The sequence below is a fragment of the Gemmatimonas phototrophica genome (assembly GCF_000695095.2).
GTDB classification, from domain to species: Bacteria; Gemmatimonadota; Gemmatimonadetes; order Gemmatimonadales; family Gemmatimonadaceae; genus Gemmatimonas; species Gemmatimonas phototrophica.
Map to the genome: position 1 here is coordinate 4,002,577 of NZ_CP011454.1, position 17,547 is coordinate 4,020,123.

Annotated in this window: 10 protein-coding genes; 6 read left to right on the top strand and 4 right to left on the bottom strand. The window is 64.3% G+C overall.

Going from position 1 to position 17,547, the window contains the following annotated elements; genetic code table 11:
* Nucleotides 1–9: 9 nt before the first annotated feature.
* On the bottom strand, nt 10–3,351 hold the full coding sequence (locus tag GEMMAAP_RS16895; protein ID WP_043579347.1) for a trifunctional glycoside hydrolase family 18/polysaccharide deacetylase/glycosyltransferase family 2 protein: 3,342 nt from the start codon (nt 3,349–3,351) through the stop codon (nt 10–12).
* A gap of 116 nt (nt 3,352–3,467) precedes the next feature.
* Between GEMMAAP_RS16895 and GEMMAAP_RS16900 the strand changes: the two genes are divergently transcribed.
* Genes GEMMAAP_RS16900 through GEMMAAP_RS16910 form a run of 3 tightly spaced genes read left to right on the top strand, consistent with a single transcriptional unit; the run spans nt 3,468 to nt 6,040 of the window.
* Nucleotides 3,468–3,848, top strand: coding sequence for a hypothetical protein (locus GEMMAAP_RS16900; RefSeq protein WP_026848266.1), 381 nt, complete (start codon nt 3,468–3,470; stop codon nt 3,846–3,848).
* Nucleotides 3,849–3,854: 6 nt separating this feature from the next.
* Complete coding sequence (locus GEMMAAP_RS16905; protein WP_053333587.1) at nt 3,855–5,402, top strand: GMC oxidoreductase; 1,548 nt, start codon at nt 3,855–3,857, stop codon at nt 5,400–5,402.
* Entirely contained in the window at nt 5,399–6,040 is a 642-nt protein-coding gene (locus tag GEMMAAP_RS16910; RefSeq protein ID WP_026848265.1) for an MOSC domain-containing protein, read from the top strand. Before GEMMAAP_RS16905 ends, GEMMAAP_RS16910 begins: the two co-directional genes overlap by 4 nt.
* On the opposite strand, the gene GEMMAAP_RS16915 is transcribed toward GEMMAAP_RS16910, so the two are convergent.
* The 3 genes from GEMMAAP_RS16915 to GEMMAAP_RS16925 are packed head-to-tail and all read right to left on the bottom strand — an operon-like array spanning nt 6,029 to nt 11,914.
* Complete coding sequence (locus GEMMAAP_RS16915; protein ID WP_053333586.1) at nt 6,029–8,428, bottom strand: ATP-binding protein; 2,400 nt, start codon at nt 8,426–8,428, stop codon at nt 6,029–6,031. The two genes, GEMMAAP_RS16910 and GEMMAAP_RS16915, sit on opposite strands and share 12 nt — an antisense overlap.
* On the bottom strand, nt 8,425–10,467 hold the full coding sequence (locus tag GEMMAAP_RS16920; RefSeq protein WP_158514909.1) for a histidine kinase dimerization/phospho-acceptor domain-containing protein: 2,043 nt from the start codon (nt 10,465–10,467) through the stop codon (nt 8,425–8,427). Before GEMMAAP_RS16920 ends, GEMMAAP_RS16915 begins: the two co-directional genes overlap by 4 nt.
* 22 nt (nt 10,468–10,489) lie before the next feature.
* Nucleotides 10,490–11,914, bottom strand: a complete 1,425-nt coding sequence (locus GEMMAAP_RS16925; RefSeq protein ID WP_026848263.1) for a peptidase dimerization domain-containing protein — start codon at nt 11,912–11,914, stop codon at nt 10,490–10,492.
* A 324-nt stretch (nt 11,915–12,238) separates the two neighbouring features.
* Between GEMMAAP_RS16925 and GEMMAAP_RS16930 the strand changes: the two genes are divergently transcribed.
* The 3 genes from GEMMAAP_RS16930 to GEMMAAP_RS16940 are packed head-to-tail and all read left to right on the top strand — an operon-like array spanning nt 12,239 to nt 17,537.
* A complete protein-coding gene (locus GEMMAAP_RS16930; RefSeq protein WP_053333585.1) occupies nt 12,239–15,991 on the top strand; it encodes a YDG domain-containing protein in 3,753 nt (1,250 codons plus the stop codon).
* Nucleotides 15,992–16,017: 26 nt separating this feature from the next.
* Complete coding sequence (locus tag GEMMAAP_RS16935) at nt 16,018–16,782, top strand: hypothetical protein (RefSeq protein ID WP_026848262.1); 765 nt, start codon at nt 16,018–16,020, stop codon at nt 16,780–16,782.
* Nucleotides 16,779–17,537 carry a hypothetical protein gene (locus GEMMAAP_RS16940; RefSeq protein ID WP_026848261.1) on the top strand — a complete coding sequence of 253 codons (759 nt, stop codon included), beginning with the start codon at nt 16,779–16,781 and terminating at the stop codon, nt 17,535–17,537. Before GEMMAAP_RS16935 ends, GEMMAAP_RS16940 begins: the two co-directional genes overlap by 4 nt.
* Nucleotides 17,538–17,547 lie beyond the last annotated feature (10 nt).

Here is a 17,547-nt window from a genome sequence, read left to right on the forward strand (position 1 = left end):
GGGCTGCGGTCAGGTGGCCTGCACGCGCCCGGTCCGCTCCAGCTTGCCCCAGCCCGGTGCCCATCCCTTGAGCGCCGCACGCATGGCTTTCAGCAAGGCCACATAGAGCACCTGGCGATACGCAACGCGCTGCAGCGGTACCAACAGGGCCTGCGAAAGTTTTTCGCCCGGCTCGAAGGCCACGCCAATCAGCGCCGTGACGGTGTCCACCGCGAGGAAGAACAGATACAGGAGCGCGACCGGCTCCGCATGCGCCCACGCGGCATGTGCGCCCAGCACGGGGCTCTCCACGAGGAATCGTGCCAGCGTGGCCAGCAAGGCCACGTCGGCCGCCGGTGCCAGCAACGGAAACAGCAACTGAAAGAGCCAGATGTTGGGGAGCCCCACGAGACCCAGCGCACCCGAGCGACGACGCCCCAACGCCGCGCGATGCTTCCACGCGCACTGCAGCGTGCCAAAGCTCCAGCGGAATCGCTGCTTGAGCAGCGCTTCAAACGTTTCCGGCGCCTCGGTCAGTGCCACTGCCTGATCGGCCAGCGCCACGCGATGGCCGCGCCGCAGCAGTGTCAGCGTGAGGTCCTGATCTTCGGCCAGCGTGTCGGTACGAAATCCGCCCGCGTCCAGCACCGCGGCGCGCCGCCACGCACCGATGGCGCCAGGCACCACGGTAATGCAATTGAGCATCACGAACGCCCGGCGGTCGAGGTTTTGGCTCGTGACATACTCCACGGCCTGCCACCGCGTCACGAGATTGACACGATTGCCAACCTTGGCATTGCCCGCCACGGCACCCACCCGACGATCGGCGAGCGGGCGGACGAGATGGCGTATGGCGTCAGGGGCCAACAGCGTATCGGCATCAATCACCACGATGATCTCGCCGGTAGCGACGGTCATGCCGTGGTTGAGCGCGGCGGCTTTCCCGCCGTTCGGCTTTCGGATGACGCGTACCCGCGGATCATCCGTCGCCAGTTGCGCGGCCGCCGTCGTATCGTCGCTGGAGCCATCATCCACCACGATGATCTCGAACTGCGGATACACCTGCTGTAGTACCGACCGCACGGTGCGCCCAATGACCCGCCCTTCGTTGTACGCGGGAATCACCACGGACACCAACGGCAGGAACTCGGCGTCTTCGGCGCGCCGTCCGTATCGCGGCCGCGCGAAACGCGGCACGAAGCGCTGCAGCCCGGCGAGGCTGCCAATCGCCACCAGGCGCAGCACGCCGAGCACCAGCGCGAGCAGAAACGTACCGACCAGCAGCGCTTCGCCAATATTGGCGACATTGATGGCGGCCAGATTGAGCGCACGCTGTGGCGCTTCATCACGCGGAGCACTGGGGGTCCCCGCTTGCGGAGTCACGTTCAGCAGCCCCGCAACGGTGGTGAGTTCGAAGCCCCGTGCGCGCAGGGAGTCAATGAGCGGGCCGAGTGCCGCAATGGTGGAGGCACGATCGCCACCCGCGTCGTGCAGCAGGATGATGCGTCCGTTTTTGCGCTCCAGCGCCGATAGTGCATTCGCGATGATCTTCTGCGGGTCACTTTCGAACCAGTCCTTGGTATCGATCTCCAGTGCAGCCACGCGATAGCCCAGCTCATTGGCGATTGCCATGGGGCGCAGCCGTTCATCAGTAGCGGGACGCGCATCGCCAATGTACGGGGGCCGGAAGAGCAAGGGCCGATGGCCGGTGACGGCCTCAATGGCCCGACCGGTGGCGGCGAGCTCCATGCGCACCGCTGGCGCGCTCAGGGTGGCGAAATCCGGATGACTCCACGAGTGATTCCCGATCTCATGGCCTTCTGCCACGATGCGACGCGTGAGGTCAGGCAAGTGTTGCACCTGACGACCCACCACGAAGAAACTCGCCACGGCGTGTCGCGACGCCAGCGTGTCGAGGATGGGGGCGGTGAAGGTGGGATCAGGCCCATCATCAAAGGTGAGCGCGACCCGGTTGACCGCACTGCCTCCTCGCGATACCAGATAGCCCCCGGCTGGCTTCTCCAGTGACTGTCCTTCCACATACCCGGCGGAATCGACCGCGACGCTGCGCAGTCCAATGCCTTCGTGACCTTCCACGGCGAGGATCTCGCCCTCGCCAACAATCACCGAGACGCCGTCATTGGGGAGCGCGCGCAAGGAGTCGAGGTGCCCCTCCAACCCTTCGCGGCCCAGCACACGCCAGAGCGTGACATCTTCCCCACCCAGTCGCCAGAGCGCCATACCGGCCACGCCCGTAGCACGGGCAGCCCGCAGCTGATTCCACGTGGTGGTGGCATCGAGATACCACACGCTGTGGGTAATCCCCTGAGCATCGCGCCAGGTGGCATTCGGATTCCGGGTGCGTCCATCAAACCACGGGCCTCCCTTTGCCGCTCGCCCCAGCGCCATGGCTTCGCCCACACTCACCGTGGCCGCCTCCGGGCGGTCGCTCCGCCAGTGGTAGCCATACTGGCCCAGCCCCACCAGCAGCTTGTGCGCCGGGATGGCGTCGAGCACAACATCGAGTCGGTCGGCAAACCACGACGCGCTGGCCACGGGCCCTGGGGTATTCACGCCGGCATGCTCGTCGTACAGCATCGGAATGACGTAATCGAGCGCGTCGCCGTACTGCGCCAACGGATAGTGATCGTCGGCGCTGACAGGCAGTGCGGCCGAGACCACCGCTTGCAGCGGCCGGAGAGCAGCGCGGAGGTCGGTGATGAACGCCAGTACCTGCGGATGCGCTGCGGCCGGGACCAATTCAAAGTCTACGGTGACTCCCTGCAATCCATGCTCCTTCACCACATCCACGAGCTGCCGCACCGCGCGCTGACGCGCCGCCGCGGTGCCAACCACCGACATGACAAGGGAAGAGTCAAACCCCGAGGCGCCGAAGTTGGTCAGCATGAGGTGAATATCCGCCTCATGCTTTCGCGCATCGTCCAGGAGATCTTCGTCGAGCGTGACGGTGATCTCGTTGCGCTTGCCTCGGCCCAGGAACGCGCCTTCGATGATGATCCAGTCCAGTCGGTTGCCGTAGCGTTTTACCGAGGCCCGACTGGCAGCATCCCACTGCACGGCAAAGCCGGCAATAATGGGGTCACCGACCGGCGCCGCCTGATGCCGCGGGCGCGCCATGGCCGGACAGCCCTGCGCAGGGCACGCCGGTGCGGGCGCCGCCTGCGTTCGGCTCGCCCGCACCACGGCGGACCCGATGGCCATAGGCAGCGGATCCACCACCGGTGGATTGAGGACGCCAATGGCAACAGACCCGACCAGCAGCGCGCCAATGGCACTGATGGCAACGAGTACCGAACGGAGCGATTTGCTCCGCTTTCCTGACGGATCGTGGAAAACTGGACGAGGAGACACCCCAATAGCATCGGCCGCTGTGCGCTCCGCTTGACCCTTTGGCGAAACGACGGTGATTGCCGCGTGGAGTGAGGCCCCAGCTTGTTCGCCGGACGACGAGCCCGTACGTTCGCGGCATGGAACGTCGCGCCTTTGTTCGCACCACGCTGAGCGTCGCCGGTGTCACCGTCCTTGCGGGCGGCGGCGCGGCCTGTGGCGCGCCATCTATCCCCCCGGACGGGGTGAATACCCCGGGGCTGCTTGCCAGCATGGGGCACGAGCGTATCGTGCGGATTGGCCGGGCCTATCTGGCAGCCGTTCCGGCGGAACACACCCCGGACCTGCTGCGAACCGCGATTGGAAAGGACCTGGCACCGTGGCCCTGGAGTGCGCCGGTGGCCGTTAACGATCGTGTCGTGGACGACTTCGCGCAGGGCCGCACCGTGCAGGCCGACGGATGGATGCTGTCGGTGACTGAAGTGCGGCAGTGCGCCCTGTACACGCTGATGCACAGCTGACGCGCTATGCATACCGATGCCCGAACCCTACCCAACGGCCACCTGCTGCAGGGAGATCTCTGCATCGTAGGTGCCGGCGCGGCGGGCATTGCCCTCGCCCAGGAGTTCATCGGCCGATCGGAACGGGTCATCCTGCTCGAAGGCGGCGGTTTCGATCTCGAGGGGCCAGTCCAGGCACTGTATAAGGGCGAAATTGTGGGCCGTCCCTACTACCCGCTGGAGGCGGCACGGCTGCACTACTTCGGTGGCACCACCGGGCATTGGGGCGGCTACTGTGCGCCACTCGACCCCATCGACTTTGAGGTGCGCTCGTGGGTTCCCCACAGCGGGTGGCCCATTACCCGGTCCGACCTCGACCCGTACTACGCGCGGGCACATCCGCTGCTCGATCTCGGGCCATTTGCCTACGACGTACCATTCTGGCAGGCCCGCAATCCGCAACGTGAGCCGCTGCCGTTGGACCGCGCGGTGCTGCAGGAAAAACTCTGGCAGTTCAGTGCGCCCACGCGCTTCGGCAGCAAGTTTCGCCAAACGCTGATTTCGGCGCCCAACGTACATCTGTACACACATGCCAACGTGGTGCAGGTCAATGCCAACGACGACGCCACGGCTGTGACGTCGGTGACCGTCCGGCAGTTTGACGGGCGTGAACTCACGGTCCAGGCGGGGCGCTTCGTGCTGGCGTGCAGCACGATGCAGAATGTGCGTCTGCTGCTCGCCTCCAACTCGCGCCTATCGGCCGGCCTGGGCAATCAGCACGATCAGGTGGGACGGTGTTTCATGGAGCATCTTGAGATGCCCGGCGGCAGCGCCATCCTGACCCGTCCGCAATCCATGTATCTGTACACGTATGATTTTGGCGTGACACCGGTGCGAGCCGAATTGCGGTTGTCCGATACGGTCCAGCGCAGCTCGCAGGTCCTCAACGCCACGGTGGCCATCGAAGCGCCGCCCACCGAGGGGGAAGCCCGCAGCACCTTTGAATCCATGCCTCCAGAAGACGTTGAACTGTTCCGTCAGGAAACGCGTGACAGCCTCACCGCCTCCATGCGCGGCGAGGCACGCCGTTATGATGCGAACAGTGTTCGGCAACAGCCGCTGTTTTCGCTCTATACTCGACAGGAACAAGCGCCCAATCCGAACTCCCGGGTGACCCTGAGTACAGAGCGTGACGCGCTAGGCGTTCCGCGGGTACGCTTAAACTGGCAGCTCACCCGTCTCGACAAGCAGACCATGCGGAACTTGTACACGACGCTGGGTCGTGAATTTGGCCGCTGTGGCATTGGACGTGTGCAGATACGTGATTGGTTGCTGGCGGACGACGATACGTGGCCCACGCTGGTGAGTGGCGGATGGCATGATATGGGCGCCACGCGTATGCACCGGGATCCCAAACAGGGTGTCGTGGACGCCACGTGCCGCGTGCATGGACTCGGCAATCTGTATCTCGCCGGCGCCGGGGTGTTCACCACGGCCGGCTCGGCGAACCCCACCTTGACCATTGTGGCGCTCGCGCTGCGCCTGGGCGATCACCTCAAGCGCCACACGGCATGACCACCCTGCTGTCGGTGAATGTGGGGACGCTGGCGGCACTGCATCACGATACGCCACGCAAGCGGACCGGCATCTTCAAACAGCCGGTCACGTTTCCGGTGGAGGTCACGCCGCTGGGACTTCTGGGAGATCGCGTAGGAAATCTCACGCACCACGGCGGCCCTGATCAGGCGGTGTATCTCTACAGTGCCGAGGATTATGCGTGGTGGGCCGCTCAAGGGATCACACCGACCAGCGCCGGCAGCTTTGGAGAGAACCTGACCCTTGATGCGTGGTGGCCCAACGTGCGCGCGGGAGATCAGCTCACCGTCGGCGATGTTACGCTGGAGCTCACGGCCCCTCGTATTCCATGTGGCACGCTGGCTACGCGCATGGGCGACCCGCAGTTCGTGAAGCGCTTCCGGCATGCCGAGCGGTGCGGCGCGTACGCGCGGGTCCTCCGGCGCGGCACGGTACAGGGCGGCCTTTCCGTTACCGTGGAGCGGGCCCCCTCAGACTTTCCCACCATCGTCGAGCTGTTTCGGTACTGGTACGATCGCCCACACGACCGTGCTGCTTTGACGCACGCATTGCGGACACCCATTGGGGCGCGACTGCGCGCCACTTTTGTGGAGTGGGTCAACAGCTCATCCGCCTGAGCGACCAAGGGCAGACCGCACGGCGCCCGTGAGGCTCGCGGTCGAAAACGGCTTCTCTACCACCGCGTTTACATCCTTCAGCCACTCGTCGCTTCCGTCGCCTGCGGCCACGAAACCCGTCACGCAGATGATCGGCAGCGTTGGCCGCAACCCTCGACTGAGGGTCACTAGTTCGCGACCGGAAATTCCGGGCATCATCATGTCGGTCAGCAGCAGATCCAGTGGCACAGATTGATCAGCGAGCAACGCCAGAGCGTTGGTGGCGTTCTCCACGTCGATGACCTGGAAGCCCGCCCGACGGAGAATGCGGGCACTCACCTGACGCACTTCGCGGTCATCATCAACGAGCAGAATGGTGTGCGCGGAGGGCGTTGCCGGTGCAGCCACCGTTGGCGTGCGACGTTCAGGCGCCGTATCCACCACCTCATCGGCAAGAGGTAGTTGCACAGTGACCCTCGTGCCGACCTCCGGCGTCGAATCAATGGATACCTGCCCCCCAGCGCGTTGGACCATGGCCGCGACCATGGCCAATCCAAGGCCTGTACCCCGCCCTGTTGGCTTGGTCGTGAAGAACGGATCAAAAACGCGCGCTTGTACCTCCGGCGTCATCCCACAGCCCGTGTCCGTCACCTCGAGCCGCGCCATGGGCCCCTCCCGCCTCCACGCGATGCGTACGACGCCACCGTCAGGCATCGCGTCGCGTGCGTTCGTCACCAAATTGGTGATGACCTGTTCGAACTGACTGACCTCAACGCGCACTAGCGCACCGGTTTCGCGATGGCTGACATCCAACGTGATCCCACCGGGGAGCAAGCGCAGCAATACGGGGACGAGGTCAGATAGCACTTGGGCGCCATCCACCAGCACAGTGCGTGCAACGTGCGCATCACTGAACCCCAGCAATTGCCGCGTAATGGCAGCGCCCTTGGCAGCCGCCGAGTGAATGCTGGTCACATCGTTACGAAGGGGCGAGGTAACGGGGAGCGCTTCACCCAGCAACTCAGCGCGGCCAATTACCGAGGAGAGCAGGTTGTTGTAAGCATGCGCCACGCGTCCGGCCATGTCGTGCAGCGCCGCCAGCTTTTCCGAATGCCGTACGCGCTGCTCCAGCGCCAATTCCATGGAGCGATCCCTTCCAACCACCACCCAGCCGCGAATGTGTGGATCATCACGGCGATCCTGCTTTCGGAGTTCGACGGTATTCCCGGGCGCCGCGCGCAACCGACAGCGCAGCGGTCCTGGTGGGCCGGTGGTACTGTCGAGCCAACTGCGAATCTGCTCGTGCTCCATATCCTGAAACAGCGAGAGAAAACCATCGCCGATGCGCAGCAGTTGCGCGCGCTCGACGGCAGGCCCCAGGAAGGCAACACGGAACTGTGTATCAATCACAAACACGAAGTCGGTGGCCTGCGCCAGGAGCGCCCGGAACCGTCTGAGTTGTGAGGCCGCCTGTTTCGTCAGGTCCTCGGTATAGTGCAACTCCATCCGCTGCCGGATGAGCAGCAGTACCGTCATCGTCACGGCCACAAACCCCAGCAGCCGGACACTGTCCGTTCGCCCAAGGACGGCCGCCGCCACCAGGGAGATGTACGTCCCCGCCACAAAAGCGGCCGGGGTAATCCCGCGGGCCCCTTCGTTACGCGGCTCCATCTCCGTGGATGCGTATTGCGACAGGGCGAGATGTGCCGCATACCATCGCAATCCCCAGGCGAGGAACCAGGGCGCATCCACCCACGTACCGGGCAAATAGCGCGGGGACAACGCCTCCCACAGATAGTCCGCCGACGCCGAGAGCGCAGCGGCCCCCAACCACAAACCAATCGACGCCCGCAGTGCCGCGTTCCCCACGCGCAGGTATACCCAGGCCACAACCATCAACTCCGGCGCCGTGACGAGCAGCAGGATCCACAGGTCGGCGGGAACCTCGCCGCGGATTTCGCGGATGGGCTGCACAAGAAATAGCCATACCATCGCACTGACGGCCACGGCCAGCAGCAGACTATCCAGAATGGCGCGGCGGTCGCGCCACCAGGGCGGCGCGGTGCGCGGAAAGCAGAGGAGTCCGGTCACAACCAGCGCACTCGACACCACGTCGAAAGCGCTGTCGAGCGGGAATGGACGATCATTGATCATCGCCCATGTCCAGATCTGCCCGCCAACCCAGAAGCAGGCCTCGCCTGAAGCCAACAGCTGCCAGGCGAGTCGCTCCCGCATGGATGTTGCCGCCCGTCCGGCGTGCCACATGGTGAAGATCGCCACGAGCCCGATTGGGATAAATCCGATGGCGAGCACCGGTCCCATTCCCGGAAACACTAGCGAGAGCAGCGTGGCGCCGAGGTATACCAGCAGGTACGCCAGCATGACCGGCACCGGTACGACCGACATCATGTGCGACCTCCTACCGGCAGGTAGGTGAAGACGGTTCCATTCTCCACCACGCGCTGCTCTCCGCCCACCTCCCGGGCGGCCGCCCGCGCCAGCAGCAATGCCAGCTGCGCCGCACTGCCGTCCCACGTTGGCAAGGCTGACTTACCCGCCACGACGGCCTCCGGCAGGCCGGACAACCCGATACGCACATAGCGGCCTGGCTCCACCTGCAGTTCGTCTGCGTCAGAGCGATCGATGGTCACGGAGTGCACGTGCAGGTCCGTGCGCACTTCCGGTTCCGCTTCCAATACCGCCAGCAGCAGACTGTCCACGGCCAAATGGCAGGCGCTCTGATCCATCTGCAGCGACGTCACGGTGTCGTCGCACACAAGGGTCAGCCGTTCGTCCAGCCCTGCAGACGCAAGACGTGTCCGCAGCATGGGTTCCACGTTGATACTGACTTCGCGTGACTGCTTCTGACGAGAGAGTGCGAGCAGGCCCCGCGTAAAGCGCCGGGCGCGCTGCGAGGCAACCCGGATGGCGGAAACATCCTGCTGCAATTGCAGATTGAGCGGGAGATCCTCCTCCAGCATTTCCGCATGCGCATCAATGACCGTCAGGATGTTGTTGAGATCGTGCGAGAGCCCGCCGGCAAACACACCGAGGGCCTCCAGTTCCTGGGTCTGCCGCAAGCGGCTGGACAGCTCCGTTTCGCGAGTGATGTCCTGCGCATGCAGCAGAATGGCGCCCGCCTCGTTGTCCTCACGGCGGTCCACGATGGTCAACGTGAGCTGACGCCAACTGTCCGGCGTATCGCCGTGCACCCGCAGCGCCAGGCTGGTCGGCCCATCTCGAGCGTCACGCAAGGCACGGCGAAAGGCCAGCTGGTCATCGGGGTGTACCAACTCCATGAGCGCCCAGCGCGATGCCGGATGCGCCGAGCGGAGAAGGCGGTGCGTTGCCGGACTGATATCCAGACTGTTGCCGTCGGCATCCAGCACCATCACGTAGTCATTGGAATCGCGAAGAACGGCACCGTACCAGCGTGCTTGCTCATCCTGGGCGCGTTGCACCCGGCTCTGCTCCCGAAGCTCAATGAGCTGACGTACCACCAGCAGCATGGAGAGCGCCGCCACGCTTACCACGAGCGGCAACTCACGCTGCTGCGGTACGCGGGTGAGCTGCACCATGAGAACGGCGCTCGCCAGCATGACAAACGCCGTGGGCACCCACCCGCTCTGATACGATGCGTGGACCTGTATTGCCTCACGAGTGGGATGCCGCAACACCTGCACGGCATAGCGTGCAGCGGCGGCTTTCAACATCCACACGCTAAACCACAGCACCGCGATGTTGTCACCCGGACGGTACGAATAATTCGTTTTTCCAACCCACAGCAGAATGTCCGGCACGGTCTGCAACAGCGCCGCGAAGAGCAGAAAGGTGGCCACCCGTCGGAAGTACTGTTGGGAGCGGCGCAGTACGAGGAGAGCGGCGACAACGGCACTCGCCGAGTCGGCCAGCAAATACAGATAGTCCTCAGCGCGAGGTACTTGCGCGCCGGTCGCCGCGAAAAACGGCCCGAGGGCCGCAAACCAGAGCACGGTGCCACTTCCCACCAGCACAATGACACCATCGATGGACCGACGCAGCCGGTCAACCGCCAAGCGGCGTTCCCCGCCAAACGCAAGCAGACCAGCCAGCACCAGCAGCAGCGAACTCGCACTTGCCAGCAACAGCCACACCGGGCGTGCTTCACCCGGGTGATCGGCAAGCCACAGCGACCACACAACCCCGTTCACCGTCCGCAGGACCGAAGAGGCCGAAAGCAAACGCCAGGCAACGCGTTCGCGACCGAGCGGGCTGGCCTGTGCCGCCTGAAACTGCAGGAGGCCCACGACCAGTCCAATAACCACGAAGGCCACGTAGTCGATCGCGTAATCGACCGTGGCCTCCCCGGGGCCTTGCCACACCCACACGAAAAACACGGTCACGACCAGCAGCAGCACCGCATCGAGTGCTCCTGCCGGCCGCCAGAGTGGCCCGGGACGAGGCTCCACGGTCACCATCATGGCCTGGGCACTATGGTGCCTTGATCACCGGCAGCGTGTAGGCCTTCCGCAGCGCGTCCTGGTACTCCCCAAAGAGCACCTTGATCGCGTCAAATTCCTGCTTCACGGCGGCGCGAAACGCCGGACGGGTTGCCACATCGAAGAGGACCGCCGACATGGCCTTGGCCTGCACGATGAACCCGTTGTGTCCCACGGCGGTGAGTGCATCGGCCTCCATTTCGTACGTATGGAAGCCCCCGTTGGAGGTCCAGGTGCTGATGCCCACCCCGGGGATGGCACTGGACACACTCCCCGTTTCTTCCCACCCCTGTGGTTTCTGCGGCTCGGTCAGCACCTTGCCACCGCCGTAGCGCTTGACGTGCGCGAAGGCGAGCTCATTGAGTGTGCCCAATGACACGCCATCGCGCATGGATCCGTACGTTTCGATCGTGACCTTCGTACCGGTGGCCTGCGCGGCAGCACGCGCCGCATCATCAATGAGCGTTCGCATCTGGGCGAGATACACTTCGTCGGGGTAGCGAATGTAGAAATCCGCGACGGCGCGATCGGGAACCACGTTGGGGGCTTTCCCCCCCTCGGTGATGATCCCTTGCACCCGGGCTTCGGGGCGGAAGGTGCCACGCAAGGCATCAATGTTGCTGAACAGATGGCGCACCGCCGTGAGCGCATTGCGCCCATCCCACGGCGTCATCTGATGCGCCGGAGCGCCAGCGAAGGTAAACCGCACGCCGTCAATGTTGAGGCAGCAGGTACCAAAGCCCGGCGCGGCCCGCTGCGTGTTCAAGCCGGAGTGACTGCGGACAATCACCTCAATGCCGTCGAACACCTTCTGGTTGTGCATCACGGTCTTTACCGGCGGCGGCATCATCTCTTCGGCCGGTGTGCCAATCACCACAATCTGTCCGGGGCTCTTGGTGGCGATCAGCCATTCGGTCATGGCCTGTGCAGCTGCCAGTCCTACCGGTCCCTGGGCAGAATGCTGGTCACCGTGAAAGTCCCCCTTCGTTCCACGAAGGGCATCGTACTCCACCACCACGCCGTACACCGGCCCTGTGGCGGTCCCGGGATGCCGTGCCACAAAGGCTGTGGCGAAACCGGCGGCGTTGGGGGAAATCACCCACCCGTGTGCAGAGAGCCAATCCGTCACCAATTTCATGGATCGCGTTTCGGCGAAGCCGATTTCCGGATGTCTGGTGATATCATCGCTCATCGCCAGCAATTCGCCGCGCATCAGCGCCTCGGCGCGCTCAGCGACCTTGTCGCGCGTGGCATTCGGTGCGCCCAACCGGTTGGTCCATCCCGCCACATCCACCGACTGCTGCAACGCCGAGAGTTTCTGCACGACGCCGCGTGCCGCCTCACGCTCGGTGGGTGTTTCCTGCGCCGACAGCGTACCGACTGCGCCCAGCAGCGCGGCAGTGAAGGACGCCGACATGCGGAAGACCTGTGAACACCGGGATGTGCACATGCGCAGGGGATTGAGGGAGAGACACCAGGCAACGCGCTACCGCTCTAGTAAACGGTAGCATCGGCGGGTCGGCAATCGCGCCCAAGCGTTTCCGGTTACAGGAATACATGATACACCCTTTGGGTAGGGTCCGCTCCGGTCAAGTTGCGTACGGCACGGCCGACACTCGTAGGCGCGAGGCGGTATCTGACCGTCGAGCCGTTGAGCAGGTGACATCCCCGAGAGGAAACAATGCGTAATTCAACGCAGCGCAGCCGGTGGCCTTTGGCCCGCTGCGCTTCGTGGGTTTGGGTGGCGCTGGTAATCGGGCTGGCGCCCGTCAGTGCGCGTGCCCAGAACATCATCAGTGTGCCCTTCACCAAGGGATTCATCGGGACACGCGGTTCGTCGGCCGGTACGGCCAACAACGTGCTGACCTACACCACGCTGGGAATTGCCCGCACGTTTTTCATTCAGAATTCGTCGAGTACGACCTTCGAATTGCAGGGAAATGACATTCCGGGAACGTTACGGATTGTCCGGACCGATGGCAGCACGCTCGACATTCCCGCGTCGGCCAATTGGCGGAACAGTGGTGGCACCACCTACCTCATTGGCATTCTGCCGCGCCCGGTTACGCCCATCACGTTCACCTATGGCGGCGGCTCCATCCAGATCACTGATGGGTCAAGCAATGGCGGCAGCAGCGTGGGCGGTTATTCCGCTGCCTACGCGGGCGCCACCCTCGCTGATGGTGAAAGTACCAGCGGCAATGCTGCCCAGTCACAAGTACTGAATGGTTTGAACGCCTACCTCGCCACGGTACTCAGTTCACGCCCCAGCGGCCCCGTCACGGTGGCCACGCTCAGTACGTCCGACAACACGCCAACCCTCACGGGGACGGCGACGCTGCAAAGCGGCGAGAACCTCACGGTCGTGGTGAATGGCGTACAGTACTCCACCAGCACATCGCCGGCGCTGAGCGTCAGTGGCGGCACCTGGTCCCTGACGCTCACCTCCTCGCTGGCCGCCGGCAGCTACGACATTTCGGCCACCATCACCAATGCGGATGGGTTCACGCTCAGCGACGCGACCACCAACGAGCTGACGATCGCGCCTGCCGTGACCATTGGCGGCAGCTTCACTGCCAACAACAAGGAGTACACGGGCACGACCGCAGCCACCGGCGTTACCACCGGGCTCACGTTGAGCGGCGTGGCTGGTGGCGACAACGTCACCATTGCCTCCGTCACGTTGGCGTTCGGCACCGCCGGCGTAGAAGACGGGAAAACCGTTTCCATTGTCAGCGTGACGCTCGGCGGCACCAATGCCGGATCGTATACGGTGGATCTCACCGGCGCTCCGACCGCTACCGCGAACATTACCACACGCGCCCTGACCATCAGCGGCGTGAGTGCTCAGAACAAAGTGTATGATCGCAGCAACGCGGCCACCCTGTCGGGCACGGCGGCCTACGTTGGGCTGCAGAATGGGGAATCGTTTGTCGTGACCGGCACACCCGCGGCGACTTTTGCTGATCCGAATGTTGCCAACGGTATTGCCGTGTCGGTCAGTGGGTATACCGCGCCCAGTGCGAACTACTCGGTGACTCAGCCGGCGTCGTTGACCGCCAATATCACGCAGAAAACGCTCACGGTCTCCGGGACGTTTACCGCACCGGATAAACCGTACGATGGCACCACCAGCAGCAGCATTGCCACCAACAACCTGACGGTGGGGACGGTAGAAACGGGAGATGATGTTTCCATTGATGCCGTCGTTGTGGCCTTCGGCAGTGCCGGCGTCGGCAGCAATAAAACGGTATCCATCACGTCGCTCACCTTGGGTGGCAGTGCCGCTGGCAATTATCAGATCAGCCTGACCGGTGCCCCTACCACCACGGCCAGCATCACGTCCAGTGGCCCCACGCTCACGCTGGGCGGCACCTTTACGGCCAGTAACAAGACGTACGATCGGACGCTCGCCGCCACGGGTAACACGACGGGGCTCACCCTCGTCGGCGTGAATGGCGGCGACGAGGTGAACATTGCCTCCGTCACGCTGGCGTTCACGTCGGCCACCGTCGGCACCGGCAAATCGGTGGAGATCACTTCCGTGACCCTCGGCGGCGCCCAGGCCGGCACGTACGCGCTGGATCTGACCGGAGCACCATCTGCCACGGCCAACATCACGCCGGCGGAGCTGACCATTGGCGGCAGCTTTACCGCCAACAACAAGAGCTTTGACGGCAACACCAGTGCCACCATTGCCACCAACAGCCTCACCCTGACGGGCGTGATTGCCCCCGACGCCGTGTCGCTGACCGGCGTCACCGCCGCGTTCGGGACGGCATCGGTGGGCAACGGCAAGTCGGTTGGACTCAGCGCGGCCAGTCTCACCGGTGCCGCCGCCGGAAACTACACCGTGAGCCTCACCGGTTCGCCCACAACCACCGCGAACATTCTCGGTACCCCAACCGTCACCATTGGCGGTGCGTTCACGGCCTTCAACAAGGTGTATAGCGGCACGGTTGCCGCCACCGGAAACACAGCGGGGCTCACGCTGTCCGGTGTGAATAGCCCGGATGAAGTCACCATTAGCACCGTCACGCTGGCCTTCCAGTCAGCGACGGTCGGCACCGGCAAGTCCGTGGTGATCACGGGCGTCACGCTCGCAGGTGCGCAAGGTGCGCTGTACGCCGTGAATCTCGCCGGTGCCCCAACGACGACGGCAAACATTACTCCGCGCCCCGTCACCATTGGCGGATCGTTCACGGCGCGCGACAAGACGTTTGACGGCAATACTTCAGCGCAGATGGTCACCAATGCCCTGACCGTAGAGGGCGCGGTGAATGGCGAACAACTGTCGCTGGGGTCCGTCTCCATTGCCTTTGCCACCGAGGTCGTTGGCCCCGCGCGTCTCGTTTCCATTCAGGGCGCTGACCTGCTGGGTACTACCGCGGGCAACTACGTGCTGTCCCTCGACGACGCACCAACCACCACGGCAAGCATTCGCGGCCTTGAGCCCCCAGGCATGCCGCGTACCCTGCTCGTCACTCCGGGTGATGGCAGTCTCAGTGTGACATGGACGCTGCCTTCGGTGGAAGGCTGTGAGGCCATCACGGGATTTGCGCTGGAGCACAGCAGTGATGATGGCGCCACGTGGACACGGATTGCCGTGAACTCACGAGTACCGGGAGCGGTTTCGATTGCGCCGGTGGCGAACAATCTCACGTACCGCGTTCGTGTTGCCGCCATCAACAGCTGCGGGATGAGCGGGTTTGCCGAAGCCACACCCGTCACGCCCACAGGTCCGGCCCGCGAGGGGAATGGCGGCCCGCGACAGAATGGTCCGGGCACCAACACGGTCACGCGCAATGGCACCGACGTGCCGGTCACCACGACGGTGGTCGCCGATACGGTGCTGCTGATTATGGCCCCCGATTTCACGCTGCAGGTGCGATCGGCGGACACTACGGGTGCGCCCGTGCCACCCGATAGCCTCACCCTGCAGCTTGAGCACGGTGGCACCGCTTTCACCAGCGGCACCGGGTTCGCACCGTCCAGCTGGGTATCGCTGTATATCTACGGCCTAACCGGTACGCCTCGCTTCCTTGGCAAGGTTCAGGTAGACGCCGGCGGCAACTTTGCCACCTCGGTACCGATTCCGAGCGACCTCGCCGAGGGCAACTACACCCTGCAGGTGAATGGAGTGGACACCGCGCGGCGCGCCCGAACGGCCACACTGGGCGTGCAAGTCGTTGAACCGTTGCCCGACCTCGTGCTGGCATCGGTGCCAGATCGTACGGATATGACGGTTGGAGACACCGTGACCTTTGCCCTTACGGTTACCAACACCGGACGTGGTGCCGCTACGGATGTGGTCATTCCACGCGCGTTTTCGGAACCGGGCTTCCGCTTCGTCTCCGCGACACCGGTGGACGGCAGCTATGACGCGACCACGGGCAGCTGGACCATTCCCCGGATTGCAGCAGGCGGCGTAGCCCGCCTTACCCTCCGAGCGGTGGTATTGGCCCCCTCGTCATCCGGGAGCGTCGCGCCGTGACCTCCATTCCTCAAACTTCCTCTGTGATGATGGCTCGCGTACATCACTCCCGTCTCGTACTGGTTCTTGCCAGTACGTTGCTTACGGCCTGCCAGTCTGACCGCGCGCTGGCGCCGTCCGACGCGATTCCCACCCGCTTGACGCTGACCGCCAACACGAGTGTCCCGTTGTCGAGCTTTGGGGATAGCACGATCATTCAGCCGCGGGTGGTAGACGCGAACGGGGCGGTCCTCACCGACGTCCCGCTGCGTTGGACCCTCCGCACCCCAGGCGTATTGGAGCCACTGGGTAACGGACAGTATCGGGCCGCACGCAATGGGCAGGCCACCATTGTGGTGCAACTTGATCCCTCGAACACGGGCGCCAAACCGGCCGGCTACTTTGCCGATCTGCTGACCGACAGCGTGATTGTTTCGGTACAGCAGCAGCCCGCTCGCATTGTGCCGCTGGCAAACGACACGGTCTTTACGCTACTTGGCAGCACACGCACCCTGCGCTTCCACGTCACGGACGCGCGTGGCAACCGTATGACCGATGGCTGGTCGGCGCAGTGGCAGTCCGCCAATACGGGTATCGCCTCGGTCGACAGCGCAGGCACCGTACGCGTAGCGGCCAACGGGTCGGCACAGCTGTCGTTGCGTGTTGGCGTTGCCACCTGGTCCACCACGGTCTCGGTCAACGCCACACGCCCGCATGTCTCGTGTATGCGATACCGGCAGCGTCGGTCGGCTCGCGAACAGTGCGTCACCAATACCGTCACGCTGTTCGCCGCGCCGGAGCGTGCCCCATGAACCGGCGTCATGGTATTCCGTCGCTGCTGTCGGGACTGCTGCTGTTGTCCGCAGGAGTCGCCGAGGCACAGACTGCGTCGTCGCCGACCGCCACGACATCGGCCGCCACATGGCCCTCGCGGCTTGGAGTCAGCGTACGCGGCGGAGAATTCCGACTGGCGGGCAACAGTGAAGCTTTTCGGCTCTTCGATCAGGCGCTCACGGCCGGCACTGCGCAACTGGCGCCGCGCGTGGCGGGGGCAGAAGTACAGGTGCGTGTCTGGCGTGCACTGAGTGCCGTGGCAGGCGCCGAGACGGGGAACCGAACCGCCGCGTCCATCAGTCGGGTGGCACCGACGGCCAGCAGCACTCCCGTAGCGCAGCGCACATCGTTCGAACTGTCGTCGGTGCAGCATGCTGGCGTGCAGTGGCAGGCATGGCAGTGGCAGCGGTCGGAACGGTCCGTCGAGCGGCTCCGCGTCGTGCTTGGCGGTGGCCTCGGACAGGCACGCTACGCCTTGCGCCAGTGGGGCAACTTCGTTGATGCCACGCGACGGGTGGAGTTCAGTGACGATCTCCAGTCCAACGGCCGCGGTACGTTTCGGTATCTCGCCGCCAAAGTTGAAGTTCCCGTGTCCCGCCGGCTGGCGATGCAGGGCGATGTGCGGCATCACTCGGGCAGCGCGAGCATGAACGGCGACTTCGCAACGTTTGACCGTCTTGATTTGGGTGGCATGCGTCTGGGCCTTGGGGTCGTGGTGACCCCGTGGCGCTAATGGGGATGGC

What these genes read in the sequence shown, in the direction of transcription:
- GEMMAAP_RS16925 (WP_026848263.1), bottom strand. Translation starts at nt 11,914, where the DNA reads ATGTCGGCGTCCTTCACTGCCGCGCTGCTGGGCGCAGTCGGTACGCTG.
- GEMMAAP_RS16935 (WP_026848262.1), top strand. Translation starts at nt 16,018, where the DNA reads ATGATGGCTCGCGTACATCACTCCCGTCTCGTACTGGTTCTTGCCAGT.
- GEMMAAP_RS16910 (WP_026848265.1), top strand. Translation starts at nt 5,399, where the DNA reads ATGACCACCCTGCTGTCGGTGAATGTGGGGACGCTGGCGGCACTGCAT.
- GEMMAAP_RS16940 (WP_026848261.1), top strand. Translation starts at nt 16,779, where the DNA reads ATGAACCGGCGTCATGGTATTCCGTCGCTGCTGTCGGGACTGCTGCTG.
- GEMMAAP_RS16900 (WP_026848266.1), top strand. Translation starts at nt 3,468, where the DNA reads ATGGAACGTCGCGCCTTTGTTCGCACCACGCTGAGCGTCGCCGGTGTC.
- GEMMAAP_RS16915 (WP_053333586.1), bottom strand. Translation starts at nt 8,428, where the DNA reads ATGATGTCGGTCGTACCGGTGCCGGTCATGCTGGCGTACCTGCTGGTA.
- GEMMAAP_RS16905 (WP_053333587.1), top strand. Translation starts at nt 3,855, where the DNA reads ATGCATACCGATGCCCGAACCCTACCCAACGGCCACCTGCTGCAGGGA.